Origin of the sequence: Streptomyces sp. 2114.4 (assembly GCF_900187385.1) — a bacterium.
Taxonomy (GTDB): domain Bacteria; phylum Actinomycetota; class Actinomycetes; order Streptomycetales; family Streptomycetaceae; genus Streptomyces; species Streptomyces mooreae.
Map to the genome: position 1 here is coordinate 4,506,426 of NZ_FYEY01000001.1, position 12,364 is coordinate 4,518,789.

Sequence of the window (12,364 nt, forward strand, 5' to 3'; positions counted from 1 at the left end):
GTGGCCGGAATTCCGGTCGGCCCGGTCTTCATTCCGCCGGGAGAACGGGAGGGATTTCCATGGGAGCCGGACTCATCCACCAGGCCGTCGCGCACCGGGCCAGGACGGAGCCGGAAGCACCGGCGGTGGTGGACGGCACCATACGGCTCGACTACGCCACCCTCGACGCGGCGGCGGACGCCTGGGCGGCCCGGCTGGCGGCGGCCGGCGCGGCGCCGGACACGCTGGTCCCCGTCCTGCTGCCGCGCTCGGCCCGGTTGTACGTCGCGCTGCTCGCGGTCCTCAAGTGCGGTGCCGGGTATGCCGCCCTCGACCCCAGGTGGCCGCGGGAACGGATCGACGCCGTGCTCCGGCAGCTGGGCGGCCCCGTGCTGGTGACCGACCTCGACGACCTGTCCGGGTGGCCCGTGTGGCGGCCCCCGGGCGACTTCGCCGACCTGGGCGGCGCGGGTGCGTTCCGCGCGTACGACGGGCCGTCCGACGCTCCCGCCACGGTCTTCTTCACGTCCGGCACCAGCGGCACACCGAAAGGCGTGGTGTCCCCGCACGCGGCCACCACACGCCTGTTCACCGCGGACGGGCCCCTCGCCTTCGGCCCCGGCTCCGTCATGCTGCAGGCGGCACCGTCGGCCTGGGACGCCTTCTCCCTGGAGCTGTGGGGGATGCTCACCACCGGCGGTACCTGTGTCACCGCCGCGGAGGACTACCTCCTCCCGGACACCCTGCGACACCTGATCGCTGCCTGCGCGGTCGACAACGCCTGGCTCACCGCCTCCCTGTTCAACCTGTTCACCGAGATCGACCTGGACTGCTTCCAGGGCCTTCGGAGCCTCCACATCGGCGGGGAGCGGCTGTCGACCGCGCACGTGGACCGGTTCCTCGCCGCCCACCCCGGCGTGCGGCTGGTCAACGGCTACGGCCCGGTGGAGAGTTGCGTGTTCGCCACCGTGCACCCCGTCACCGCACAGGACTGCCGGGCGGAGCGCGGCGTCCCCATCGGCCGCCCGGTACCCGGTACCGCAGTGCACGTCCTGGACGAGAACGGGCGGGAGTGCCCGCCCGGAGCCGTGGGCGAGCTGTGCGTCAGCGGCGCCGGCCTGGCACACGGCTACCTCGGCGACCCGGCCCTGACGGTCGCCCGCTTTCACGAGAGCGGGCCGGGCGGCACCCGCCTCTACCGGACCGGCGACCAGGGCCTGAGGGACGCCGACGGCGTCTTCCACTTCACCGGGCGCACCGACCGTCAGGTCAAGATCCGCGGCTATCGCATCGAGCCGGAGGAGATCGAGGCCCACGCGGCCCGGCTGCCCGGGATCACGCACTGTGTGGCCGTCCCCGTGCCCGGCCAACTGGGCAACTACGACCGCCTCGCGCTGTTCTACACCTCCTCCGGCGAGGCCGCCGACGACCCGGTGCTGCTGCGCCGTGCCCTGGGCCTGCGGCTGCCCGCGCACGCGGTACCGGACGTCGTACGGCGCGTGCACCGGCTGCCGGTGACGGCCAACGGCAAGGTCGACCGGTCGGAACTGCTCGCCACCCTCACCGGCTGAGCGCCCCGCCGGTCCCCCGTATCCCACGCCGAGAAAGGCACCCTTCCATGCCCGTCATCACCCTGCTGTCCCCCGACCCGAGCCCCGGCACTCCCGTCCTGGCACAGATCGCCGAGGCGGTCACCGGGCTGCTGGGCATTCCCTCGCAGCACTGCTGGGTGACCTGGCAGCGGCTCGACGCCGATGCGGCGCACCGCCCCGAATGGAATCGCGCCACCCTGCCGACCGCGACCGGGCAGCGCGCCGCCGCCCGCCCGCGTGCCCCGATCGGCTTCGTCACCTGCAAGGAAACCTACTCGCGGGAGACGGTGGGCAGCCTTCTGCGGCTGCTGCGCGACGAGCTGGAGGCCGTGCTGGGAGTGCCGGGGGACGAGGTCTATCTCGCGGTGCGCCGGGCTGTGCCGGGCGAACTGCTGGTCAGGGGGGAGGTGTGGACCGGGGACGAGCCGGCCTCCACCATGGGCCACCACCACTGACCGGCCTTGCCGGCCACGTCCCGTGTCCCGCCGCACGGGCGGTTCAGCAGCGATGCGGCTGAGCGCCGTCGCTCCGCGCGGCGCTCGGGCACCCGGCCTCGACCATCAGGTCCTCGGTGCGTTCCAGCCAGGACGTGGAGCCGAGCTCGGCGAACAGGTCCCGTGCCGCCTCAAGATGCGTGGCGGTCAGCTCGTAGTCGCCCCGCGTCAGTGCGATCTCGGCCAGCGCGTAGCGCGACTTGGCCTCGATGACCCGCTCGCCCACCTGCCGCGACAGGATCAGCGCACGGGCCAGCGTGTCGGCGGCGCTGTCGAGCCGCTTCTCCTGCCGGCGGACCGCGCCGAGGCCGTACAGCGCATACGCCTCACCGATCCGGTCCCCGCTGCTCCGTACGATCCGCAGCACCTCCTGCAGCGCCTCCTGGGCCTGTCGCGGCTGTTCGACCGCGAGGTGGAGCTCGGCGAACCGCTGCAGCACCTGGGCCTGGACGCGACGGCACTTTTCTTCCCGGGAGATGGTGAGGGCCTGTTCCAGGAGGGTGCGTGCCCGCTCGACGTTCCCCGAGGCCAGCCAACAGCCGGCCAGGCTGCGCATGATGTGGGCTTCGCCGATCCGGTCGCCGACCAGCCTGGTGATCGCCAGTGCCTCGTCGTACTTCTCGCGCATGGCGGTGTCGTCGCCGCGCACACTGTCCAGGTGGGCGGCGTTGCGCAGCACCAGGGCGCGCCCGTGATCGTGTCCTTCCGCCTCGAACAGCTGCCGCGCCGTGCCGAAGCACTCCTCCGCCTGCTCCATGCGGGTCTGGAACATGTGCAGGGTCCCCAGGGAGTAGAGCATCGCGGCCTGGCCGATACGGTTACCGGCCCGCGCCGATGCCTCGTGCGCCAGGCGCGTGGTCTCCTCCCAGTCGTCGAAGTACCCCTTCGCCTCGAACAGCGTGACGGCGGAGAGGGCAAGGTCCCAGCACAGCTCGTGCATCCCGGCGGCGGCTGCCTGCCGCACCGCCGTCACCAGCGCCTGCCGCTCGCCGCTGCGCCAGGTCATCGGCTGCGGTACGGGTTCCACGTCCGTGCTCTCGGGCAGCCGCCAGCGCTTCGCGCTGCCGTGGATGATGGTGTAATCCCCGCCGTACTCTTCCCGGTGGGCCTCCTCGACCAGCGAGAGCCACCCTCCCAGCACCCTTGCCAGGGCGGCGTCCTGTTCCTCCGGCGGTTCGGCCGCACACAGTTCCTCGCGCGCGTAGGCACGCACCAGATCGTGGAAGCGGTAGCACGGCCGGGGCGAGCCGGGGTACTGAACGGTGTCCATGACCTGGGCTTCGACCAGGAGGTCAAGGATGTCCTCCGCCGACGCGAAGTCGCAGTCCAGCAAGGCCGCCGCGACCCAGGCCGGTGAGGCGGGCGCCTGCACCAGGGAGAACAGTCGGAACAGCCGCTGCGCCGACGGCGGAAGCGCCCGGTACGTCAGGCTGATGGTCGAGCGCAGTTCCAGGCCGCGGTAGCTCAGCTCGTCCAGGCGCCGGCACTCGTCCCGCAGGCGCTGGACCAGCCACTCGATCCGCCAGTGGGGGTGGGAGGCCAGCCGGGCGCCGGCGATCCGCAGCGCCAGGGGCAGTGCGTCGCAGAGGTTCACCAGTTCCACGGCGGTGTCGAGTTCCGCCTGCACCCGCTCACGGCCGATGATGCCGGCCAGCAGTTCGAGGGCGTTGGCCATGTCGAACACCGTGAGATCGATGCTGCGGACGCCGGGCACGCCCGCCAGCCGGGCCCGGCTCGTGATGATCACCGCGCAGGTCGCGCTTCCCGGCAGGAGCGGTGTCACCTGCTCCGGGCTGGTCACTCCGTCCAGGACCACCAGCACACGGCTCTCCGCCAGCCTGCTGCGATACATCTCGGCCCGTTCCTGGGCATCGTCGGGAATGGCCTTGGCCGGAATCTCCAGCGCGCGCAGGAACCGTGCCAGCAGCGCCGCGATCTGTCCGTCGCCGGACGCGGTGTGCAGGTCGGCGTAGAGGAGACCGTCGGGAAAGTGCTTGCTCACCTCGTAGGCGGCGCGTACGGCCAGGGCCGACTTGCCCACGCCCCCGGGGCCGGAGATGTCCACGATCGGCACGGCGTAATCCGGGGTCTTTGTCCGGGAGCAGGGCTCGAGCAGATCCTTGATCTTGTCGAGCTCACTGTGCCGTCCGGTGAAGTCGCCGATGCTCGCGGGCAGTTGACGTGGAATGAGGCGGAACCCGCCGTCTTGGACGACCGGGGCGTCGGACCGGACTGAGGGGAGAGGGGCGGCGCCCCGGTCCGGGGAAGAGGCAGGAAGATCGAGTGCCGGAGACTGCCTCAGAACCGCCTGCGCCAGGTCGCGGAGCTCCGGCCCCGGCTCGATGCCCAGCTCCTCGGCGAGGGCCTTGCGCGCACGCTGGAACGCCTCCAGCGCCTCGGCCTGCCGCCCCGAGCGGTACAGCGCCAGAATGAGCAGCTCATAGAGGCGTTCCCGAAGGGGATGCTGACCGATCAGAGCCGTCAGTTCGGCACAGACCTCCTCGTGCCTGGCGAGCATGAGGTCGAGACGGACACGCTCCTCGAGAACGGTCAGGCGCGTGACATTGAGATGGGCGGCAGTGTGCTGTAAGGGGCCGTTGGGCAGGCCGTCCAGAGCAGGGCCGCGCCAGAGCTCCAGAGCCTGGTGCAGGGTGGCCGCCGCCTCCGCGATCCGGTCCGCCCGGGTGTCTTCCCGCGCTCGGGCGACCAGCCTGTCGAACTCCAGGCTGTCCACGCTGCCCGTGTCCATGCCGAGCACGTAGCCGGGGGCACGGGTGGTGATCGCTCCGGGCCGGCCGGCCCGGGCGAACTGCTTCCGGAGCGTCGAGATGGCCACCTGGATCTGGCCGCGTGCGGTGGTGGGAGGCGAGTCGCCCCACACCGCATCGATGAGCTGTTCCGTGGATGCGGTGCGGTTGATGTTCAGTCCCAGCATCGCCAGGACCACTCGCTGACGCGGCCCGCCGAGGTCGAGCGAACGGCCTTCGTGGACCAGCTCAACCGGCCCCAGCAGCCGAAGAACTATGTCGTCCACTCTCCCCTCCCCGTACATGCATCGCGATCAAGGATCGGCACCGTAGCCCTCGGCCGGAGCTGAGATCCGGATGATTGCCAGGAGTTTCCCGATAAATGGCACATGGGTGGCCCGGTGCCCGCTTTTTCTCCGGCTGAGCGGGACAAGCCGTGTCGAGACAGGATCGACCCAGAGCATCAGGTCAGGGCGGTCATCAGAAGCCCGTGAAGGGCCGCCCGCCCAGCCCTTCAGGCCGGCCTTGGACAAACCCCGTCGAAGCGCCGTCGGGCAAGCAGGATGAACAGGTACCCCCGCGGGTGGGGGCAGGTCGTCATGCCGGACGGTGCCGCGCGGCGCCGCCCGGGGAAGCCGACGGATCCGGGTGCGGTGTAGCCAGATATGGGGCTTGATCGCGCCCCGAACTGCAACTTCCCATGTCTGCCCCCGTTCAGCCCTGCGCGGGCGATGCCGCATCCACGCAAACTCAAGCGCACGCCGGCCGGCGCGTGTGGTCAGGAAATACCAGCCGGACCGAACGCATGGCCATAATTGCACATACGTACAACTGCGCGCAGGGCGCAAGGGCTGCCCCGCGGGGGGATGGCCTCGGTGCCGTCACCTTCCAGGGCGGCATCGTGGGGACGTACCGGAAGAGCGCTGTTGCCGGGCGCCGGCCGCGGTCGCGGAGTGCCGTGACCTGCAACCGAGCCGACTCACCGCACACCTGCGGAGGAGCGTCACGCGTAGCCCCCGGGTGGGCCGTGGCCTCCCGGCGCTTCACGAGCCGTGCGGAGTGAGATGGACCGTGGCCAGCGCGCCCCCGTCCGGGGGGTTTTCGTAGGTCACCCGGGCGTTCAGCACGCGGGCCTGGCCGGTGACGATGGTGAGGCCCAGGCCGATGCCGGCGCCGCGTTCGCGGGCGCCGGTGCGGAAGCGCTGGGGGCCGTGGGCGAGGAGTTCGGCGGGGAAGCCGGAGCCGTGGTCGCGTATGCGGATTGCCGTGGCGTCGACTTCCATGGTCACGGGTGGCGCGCCGTGGACCTGGGCGTTGGTGATCAGGTTGGCGAGGATCCGTTCGACGCGCCGGGGGTCGGTCCTCACGGGTGCTTCGTGCTCCACGGTGACCTCGACGTCCCCGCCGGCCAGGGTGGCGGCCCGGTGCGCCAGGGTGCTCGGGAGGATCTTCTCGTGCTGGGCCTGCTCGACGCCCGGGACATCGAGCCGGGCGACTTCCAGGACGTTCTCCACCAGGGTGCGCAGGGTGTCCACGCCCCCGCTGACCAGCTCGGCCGGGCGGCCGGGCGGCAGGAGTCCGACGGCGGTCACCAGGCCGGCCACGGGGGTGCGCAGCTCATGGGCGATATCGGCGGTGACCTGCCGTTCGGCCTCCAGGCGGGCGCTCAGGGCATCGGCCATGGTGTTGACGGCGGCGCCGAGCCGGGCGATCTCGTCCTTGCCCGTCGGCCGGACCCGGTCCGTCAGATCGCCGTCCGCGATCCGCTGCGCGGTGTCCGCGGAGGCGGTGATACGCCGTCCCGTGCCGGCCGCCGCGACGATGCCCAGCACACAGCCGAGCGCGGTGACGGACGCGCCGGAGCCGACCAGCACCCGGTCGAGATCGGCAAGGGCACGGGCCTGCGGGGCGTAGGAGCGCCGGACGGCGAGGACGTCGCGGCCGCTGCGGGTGGCGGCCCACAGCACCGGAGCCCCGGAGCCGCCCCCGCTCTGGAGGCAGGTGGCCCGCACGGGGCGGTCGGTGACGGTCTTGCGGAGTGCGGCGGGCAGCTCCGGTGGGTTGACCAGGGCGCCGCTGTCGATCCCCGAGGCGTAGGCGCTGACCGCCTCGACGAGCCGGGCGTCGAGCCCATGGGCCGCGTTCTTGCGCTGGTCCTCCGCGGTGAGCTGGTGCACCAGCAGCCCGATGAGCGTGGCGACGATCGCGGCCGTTCCGGCGATGACCAGGGCGGTCTTGGTGCGCAGTCCCATGAGGGTCAGGGTGCGAGCTTGTAGCCGAAGCCGCGGACGGTGACGATGCGGCTGTGCCCGATCTTGGCGCGCAGCCGGAGCACATGGACGTCGACGACGCGGTGGTCGCCGCCGCACGCGTAGTCCCATACGCGTTCCAGCAGTGTGGTGCGCGAGAGCACGACGCCGGGTTCGGCCGCGAATTCGAGGATCAGCTTGCGCTCGGTGGGGGTGAGGTCGAGCAGTTGGCCGGCCCGGTGGATGTCCATGGAGGCGGTGTCCACCGTGAGGTCGCCGAACCGCAGCAGTGTGCTGTCCTCGGGCGGACCGGGCTCGGAGAAGTCCGTGGTGCGGCGCAGCGCGGCGCGTATCCGGGCGACGAGCACCGGTATGTCGTACGGCTTGGTGAGGTAGTCGTCGGCGCCGGCTTCGAGGCCGAGGACGACGTCCACCGGGTCGGTGCGGGCGGACAGCATCAGCACCGGCAGCCGGCTCACCTCACGGATGCGCCGCACCACGCTGACCCCGTCGAGGCGGGGCAGCATCACGTCCAGGAGGGCGACATCGGGCGCACACTCCCGGAACTGCGCCAGCCCGGCGTGGCCGTCGCCGGCCGTGCGCACCCGGTACCCGTAGCGCTCCAGGGACAGTTGGGTGGCCTCGCGCAACAGCGGGTCGTCCTCCACGAGCAGCACATCGGTCATCGCTTGCGTTCCTAGGGCTCGGGGACGGGCAGCCGGACGTCGCGCAGCTGGTCTGCCTGGTCGTAACGGAGGGGACGGGCGGACCGTACGACGGCGCGGCTGTAGTAGGAGACGTTCTCCTGGCGCTGCAGGCGGCTGAGTTCGATGGTGGCCCGGTATCCGTGCGCGGGGCAGTGGGGGATGCACCACATGCCGGTCAACCGCCCGGTGGCGACGGCTTCCGGCTTTCCCCACGAGCGCCAGCTGAGCCGGGAGACCGAGGAGAACTCGGTGAGGGCGAACCCCGTGGGGCGGGTCAGCGGATGGCCCAGGGTGTCGGAGACATAGACCGGTCCGCGGACCTGGGTGGGACTGGGTGCGGGGCCCTCGACATGGGGCGTTCCGGGGTTGCCGCACCCGGTGAGGCCCACGGCCGCCAGCACCAGCGCGCTGACGGTGGTGCCGGTGGCCGTGGGCCTGTTCATCGGGGGCCTTTCCCGTCAGGTGGTGGCGAGGTGACGCTTGCCCTGGAGGTCTTCGGAATCGTACGCACCCGAGCCCCCGGCCAGCTTCAGGGTGAAGGAGGAGAAGACCTTCTTGCCGTTCACGGTCTTGGGGTCGGAGAGCGTCAGGGTGCCCTTCAGCGGCTTGTCGAGGCAGGCCTGGCCGCACCAGAGGCCGGAGACCTCGCCGGTGGCGACGGCCTTCTTGGCGTCCCACTGCTTCCAGTTGAGGTCCCCGGCCGCGGTGAACTCGGAGAGCACCAGGTTCTCGGGGCGGCGCTCGGCCTTGCCCTTGTCGGCGTGCTCCTCGCCGGAGTGGTTCATGACGTAGGGGGTGTTGGCGGCGCGGGTGACGCTCGCGGTGTGAGCGGTGTGAGCGGTGTGAGCGGTGTGAGCCGAGGCGGTGGCGGCGGTCGCCGCGCCTGCGGTGGCGAAGGTGCCGAGGACGGCGACACAGGACAGTGCGGCGCCGAGGGCCGTCTTGTGGCGTCGGGTCATGTTCGTGGTGCGCTTCATGGCTCTCGCTCCGGTTCGTTGGATCGGTCGGCGCGAATGAAGCTATGAGTGACGTTTTTCGGTGGACTGTCAGCTGTGTAACAGCCGTCCATCGGCGGTTGTTACGTGATCTACATACAGGTGGGGAGGGCCGCAACACGGATGGCGGGCCGTCCCAAAGGCCGCCGCCCGTCCGCTCCGCCCGTCTGCCCAACCCCACTGACCTGGGAAAAGGCGACCGATGGGACAGGTGGTGCCCAGCAGCCGCAGCACTGCTCGCGTGGCGGGCGACGGGGGATGCGGGCATGTTGAGGAGACAGCCGCATTCCTGGACGGAGTTATACGGAGGGAAGGGCCTCAGGGGGCAAACCTGACGCGGACGGGGCCGTCCGCGGGTGAGCGGACCAGGAGGCTCCCGCATGCTGCGAAGATCGCTGCGGCTCCCCGCCGCCGGGGTCGCCTACCTGGTGGCGGCCGCGGTGTCGTCGTCCGCGATGTCCTCCGGACCGCAGGAGTACGCGGATGTCGCGGTGAGCAGCGGCACACGGGCCGGCCCCGGCACCGCGGCCACGCTGGTGATCGCCCACCGCGGCGCCTCCCGTTACGCCCCCGAGAACACCCTCGCCGCTGTCGATGCCGCACACCGCCGCGGGCTCATATGGGTCGAGAACGATGTGCAGCGCAGCAAGGACGGCCGGCTGGTGGTGATGCATGACGCCACCCTGCGGCGGACGACCGACGCCGCGAAGGTGTTCCCCGGACGGGCGCCGTGGCGGGTGGGGGACTTCACGGCCGCCGAGCTCGCGCGGCTCGATGCCGGCAGCTGGTTCGGCAGGCGGTTCGCCGGGGAGCGGGTGCCGACGCTCGCCGACTATCTACGCCGTCTGGACCACAACGGGCAGCGCCTTCTGCTGGAGATCAAGGCCCCGGAGAAATATCCCGGAATCGAGGCGCAGGTCATCCGCGAACTGCGGGCACGGGGGTGGCTGGATCGGGCCCATGTCCGGAGCCGGCTGGTCGTCCAGAGCTTCTCCGTGCCGTGCGTCAAGGCCGTGCACGAGGTGGCGCCCGAGATCCGTACGGGGATTCTCGGGGCGCCCGGGGTGGACGAACTGGCGCGCTATGCGCGGTTCGCCGATCAGATCAACCCCCGTGCGTCCGCGCTCAGTTCACGCTGGCTGGCGGCCGTGCACCGGCTGCGCGGCCCGCACGGCCGCCGGCTCCAGGTCTATGTGTGGGACGTGGCGAAGAACACCAGCGCCCGGTCGGTGAGGGCCCGAGGGGCCGAAGGTGTTATTGAATAATGGGCAAGGGGCGGGGATTGACGGGGCATTGTCCGGATCTCGGCCCCGGTCTCGCGGTCGTCCGGGCGGTGTTCCGGGCCGCGCCGCCGCCCGTGGTGCGTGAAGGAGCTGTGGAGGGCGGCTGCGGCGCGTGTGGCCGCCGCAGAGGGGGATTTACGTGATTCCCGCCGCGAGGCTAAGGTGCCTGAGATGTTCGACGCCGCCACACTCCCCGTAAAAGAACTAAGACGCAGGATTTGGCTTTTGGGTTCCGATTTGCGGCCCGGTGCGGGCCAGCGTCCAGCTCCTCCTCTGGGATCGTTCCGGGAGGCTCCTTGAAAGACAATTTTCCGGCGTACGGCGAACGGCGGGTGCCGCTTCCCCCGCCTCGGCAGATGCCGCATGACGAGCTGAGTCCGGCGGGCGCTGCCGCGGCCGCCGGTGCGACGGCAACGATGGCACCGGCGACGGCGACCGGGACGGCTACCGCATCCGGATCGGCGGCGACGACCGCCCCCGGTTCGGCGACGGACCGTCAATCCGCGCCCGCCGCCGGTACTTCGGCTGCCGGACCCCGCAGTCACGCCAAGCGCCGGGGTACGGGCCGCGACGGGAAGGCCGCGGCGGCCGACGCCAAGGCGAAGCCGCGCGACGCGTTCTTCGACAATGCGAAGTACCTGGCCATCGTGCTCGTGGCGATGGGCCACTCCTGGGAACCGCTGCGCGACGGCAGCCGGACGGCAGCCGCGCTCTACATCACCGTCTACGCCTTCCATATGCCGGCGTTCATCATCATCTCCGGCTATTTCTCGCGCAGTTTCGATATGCGCAAGGACCGGCTGCAGCGGCTGATTACCGGCGTCGCGGTTCCCTACATCCTCTTCGAAGTCGCCTACACGCTCTTCAAGAGGTGGGCGGATGACGATCCGGGTTATCCGATCAGCCTGATGGACCCCTGGTATCTGACGTGGTTCCTGGCCGCCTTGTTCATCTGGCGGCTGACCACTCCGCTGTGGAAGATCGTGCGCTGGCCGGTCCCGCTCGCCCTGTCCATCGCCGTGCTCGCGTCCCTCTCGCCGGACATCGGCGACGACCTGGACCTCCAGCGGGTGCTGCAGTTCCTCCCGTTCTTCGTGATCGGGCTGTCGCTGCGGCCGGAACACTTCAAGCTCGTACGCCGCAGGAAGGCGCGGATCCTGGCCGTACCGGTCTTCGCGGCCGCGCTGGTCTTCGCGTACTGGGCGGCGCCGCGGATGAACGCCGCGTGGTTCTACCACCGCGACGCCGCACAGGAGCTGGCCGCCCCGTGGTGGAGCGGTGCGGTGATGACGCTGGCGATGTTCGGCTGCTCACTCGTTCTGGTGGCCTGCTTCTTCGCCTGGATTCCGGGGCGCACGATGTGGTGCACGGCGCTGGGCGCGGGCACGCTCTACGGCTATCTGCTGCACGGCTTCCTCGCCAAGGGGTCGCGCTTTTGGAACTGGTACGACGCGGACTGGATGCAGACCCCGTGGGGCGCGGTACTGCTGACGCTCATCGCGGGCACCGTCATCACGCTGCTGTGCACACCACCTGTGCAGCGGATCTTCCGCTTCGCCATGGAGCCCAAGATGACCTGGGCCTTCAAGAAGGACCCGGTGGGGATGGCCCGCGGCCGGAACTGAGCGGCCGGGCGCTGTGCGCGGTGACGTGTCAGCGAGGGGGCGACCGCAGCGTACGTCCAGGAACAGCGCGAGGGGCGCCCGCCCCGCCGGGAGACCGGCGAGGCGGGCGCCCCTCGCGCGTAGGGGAGGCGCAGCGGCCGGGCGAGCCCCGGTGCGCGGGCGCCGTGGGGTGTGCGACAAGGCGCGGTGGCCGGGCACCGGCGTCGTCCCGTCAGCGGACGACGGCGATGCCCTCGATCTCGACCAGGGCCGTCTCGTCCCACAGACGGGTGGCGCCGATCACGGCCATCGCCGGGTAGTCGCTGCCGACCAGGCGCTTCCACACCGCGCCGAGGTCACGGGCATGGCGGCGGTAGTCGGCGACATCGACGGCGAAGACGGTGAGCTTGGCGAGGTCGGACGGGCGGGCGCCGGCGGCCGCCGCGACGTCCAGGAGGTTCGTCAGCGCCCGCTCGAACTGCTCGACGATGCCGTCCCCGACGATCCGGCCCGAACCGTCGAGAGCGGTCTGCCCGGCGAGGAAGACCATGGTTCCCGGGGTGGCGCGCACGGCATGGCTGAATCCGGTCGGCGGCGCGAGATGCGGTGGGTTGATGCGCTCCGGCTCGCCGCCGCGTGCCCCCGTGGCAGCCCCGTGGTCACCGCTCCCGGCACCCCTTCCCGCCTCCGCGTCCGTCCCGCTCTCGCGCATCC

General features: G+C 71.2%; 10 protein-coding genes. 4 read left to right on the forward strand and 6 right to left on the reverse strand.

Features of this window, described 5'->3' with window-relative positions:
• Positions 1-59 precede the first annotated feature (59 nt).
• Positions 60-1,550: an amino acid adenylation domain-containing protein gene (locus CFW40_RS19775; protein WP_088799151.1), complete on the forward strand. Its 1,491-nt coding sequence runs from the start codon at positions 60-62 to the stop codon at positions 1,548-1,550.
• 47 nt (positions 1,551-1,597) lie between these two features.
• Positions 1,598-2,026, forward strand: a complete 429-nt coding sequence (locus CFW40_RS19780; RefSeq protein ID WP_088799152.1) for a hypothetical protein — start codon at positions 1,598-1,600, stop codon at positions 2,024-2,026.
• A gap of 43 nt (positions 2,027-2,069) precedes the next feature.
• Here the strand turns inward: CFW40_RS19780 and CFW40_RS19785 are convergent, their stop codons facing one another.
• The 5 genes from CFW40_RS19785 to CFW40_RS19805 form a co-directional block, all read right to left on the reverse strand.
• Positions 2,070-5,099, reverse strand: a complete 3,030-nt coding sequence (locus CFW40_RS19785; protein WP_176956445.1) for a BTAD domain-containing putative transcriptional regulator — start codon at positions 5,097-5,099, stop codon at positions 2,070-2,072.
• Positions 5,100-5,855: 756 nt separating this feature from the next.
• Complete coding sequence (locus CFW40_RS19790) at positions 5,856-7,064, reverse strand: HAMP domain-containing sensor histidine kinase (RefSeq protein WP_088799154.1); 1,209 nt, start codon at positions 7,062-7,064, stop codon at positions 5,856-5,858.
• Between the two features lie 5 nt (positions 7,065-7,069).
• A complete protein-coding gene (gene cseB, locus CFW40_RS19795; RefSeq protein WP_088799155.1) occupies positions 7,070-7,747 on the reverse strand; it encodes a two-component system response regulator CseB in 678 nt (225 codons plus the stop codon).
• Positions 7,748-7,758: 11 nt separating this feature from the next.
• Positions 7,759-8,211, reverse strand: coding sequence for a hypothetical protein (locus CFW40_RS19800; RefSeq protein ID WP_088799156.1), 453 nt, complete (start codon positions 8,209-8,211; stop codon positions 7,759-7,761).
• Positions 8,212-8,226: 15 nt separating this feature from the next.
• Positions 8,227-8,745 (reverse strand): hypothetical protein, encoded by a 519-nt coding sequence (locus tag CFW40_RS19805; RefSeq protein ID WP_088799157.1) that lies wholly within the window; start codon positions 8,743-8,745, stop codon positions 8,227-8,229.
• A 398-nt stretch (positions 8,746-9,143) separates the two neighbouring features.
• Between CFW40_RS19805 and CFW40_RS19810 the strand changes: the two genes are divergently transcribed.
• A complete protein-coding gene (locus CFW40_RS19810) occupies positions 9,144-10,028 on the forward strand; it encodes a glycerophosphodiester phosphodiesterase family protein (protein WP_088799158.1) in 885 nt (294 codons plus the stop codon).
• 374 nt (positions 10,029-10,402) lie between these two features.
• On the forward strand, positions 10,403-11,671 hold the full coding sequence (locus CFW40_RS19815) for an acyltransferase family protein (protein WP_176956444.1): 1,269 nt from the start codon (positions 10,403-10,405) through the stop codon (positions 11,669-11,671).
• Positions 11,672-11,882: 211 nt separating this feature from the next.
• On the opposite strand, the gene CFW40_RS19820 is transcribed toward CFW40_RS19815, so the two are convergent.
• Positions 11,883-12,362: a RidA family protein gene (locus tag CFW40_RS19820; RefSeq protein ID WP_256331377.1), complete on the reverse strand. Its 480-nt coding sequence runs from the start codon at positions 12,360-12,362 to the stop codon at positions 11,883-11,885.
• Between the last annotated feature and the right edge of the window lie 2 nt (positions 12,363-12,364).

What these genes read in the sequence shown, in the direction of transcription:
- CFW40_RS19775 (WP_088799151.1), top strand. Translation starts at nt 60, where the DNA reads ATGGGAGCCGGACTCATCCACCAGGCCGTCGCGCACCGGGCCAGGACG.
- CFW40_RS19780 (WP_088799152.1), top strand. Translation starts at nt 1,598, where the DNA reads ATGCCCGTCATCACCCTGCTGTCCCCCGACCCGAGCCCCGGCACTCCC.
- CFW40_RS19790 (WP_088799154.1), bottom strand. Translation starts at nt 7,064, where the DNA reads ATGGGACTGCGCACCAAGACCGCCCTGGTCATCGCCGGAACGGCCGCG.
- cseB (WP_088799155.1), bottom strand. Translation starts at nt 7,747, where the DNA reads ATGACCGATGTGCTGCTCGTGGAGGACGACCCGCTGTTGCGCGAGGCC.
- CFW40_RS19800 (WP_088799156.1), bottom strand. Translation starts at nt 8,211, where the DNA reads ATGAACAGGCCCACGGCCACCGGCACCACCGTCAGCGCGCTGGTGCTG.
- CFW40_RS19805 (WP_088799157.1), bottom strand. Translation starts at nt 8,745, where the DNA reads ATGAAGCGCACCACGAACATGACCCGACGCCACAAGACGGCCCTCGGC.
- CFW40_RS19810 (WP_088799158.1), top strand. Translation starts at nt 9,144, where the DNA reads ATGCTGCGAAGATCGCTGCGGCTCCCCGCCGCCGGGGTCGCCTACCTG.
- CFW40_RS19815 (WP_176956444.1), top strand. Translation starts at nt 10,403, where the DNA reads ATGCCGCATGACGAGCTGAGTCCGGCGGGCGCTGCCGCGGCCGCCGGT.
- CFW40_RS19820 (WP_256331377.1), bottom strand. Translation starts at nt 12,362, where the DNA reads ATGCGCGAGAGCGGGACGGACGCGGAGGCGGGAAGGGGTGCCGGGAGC.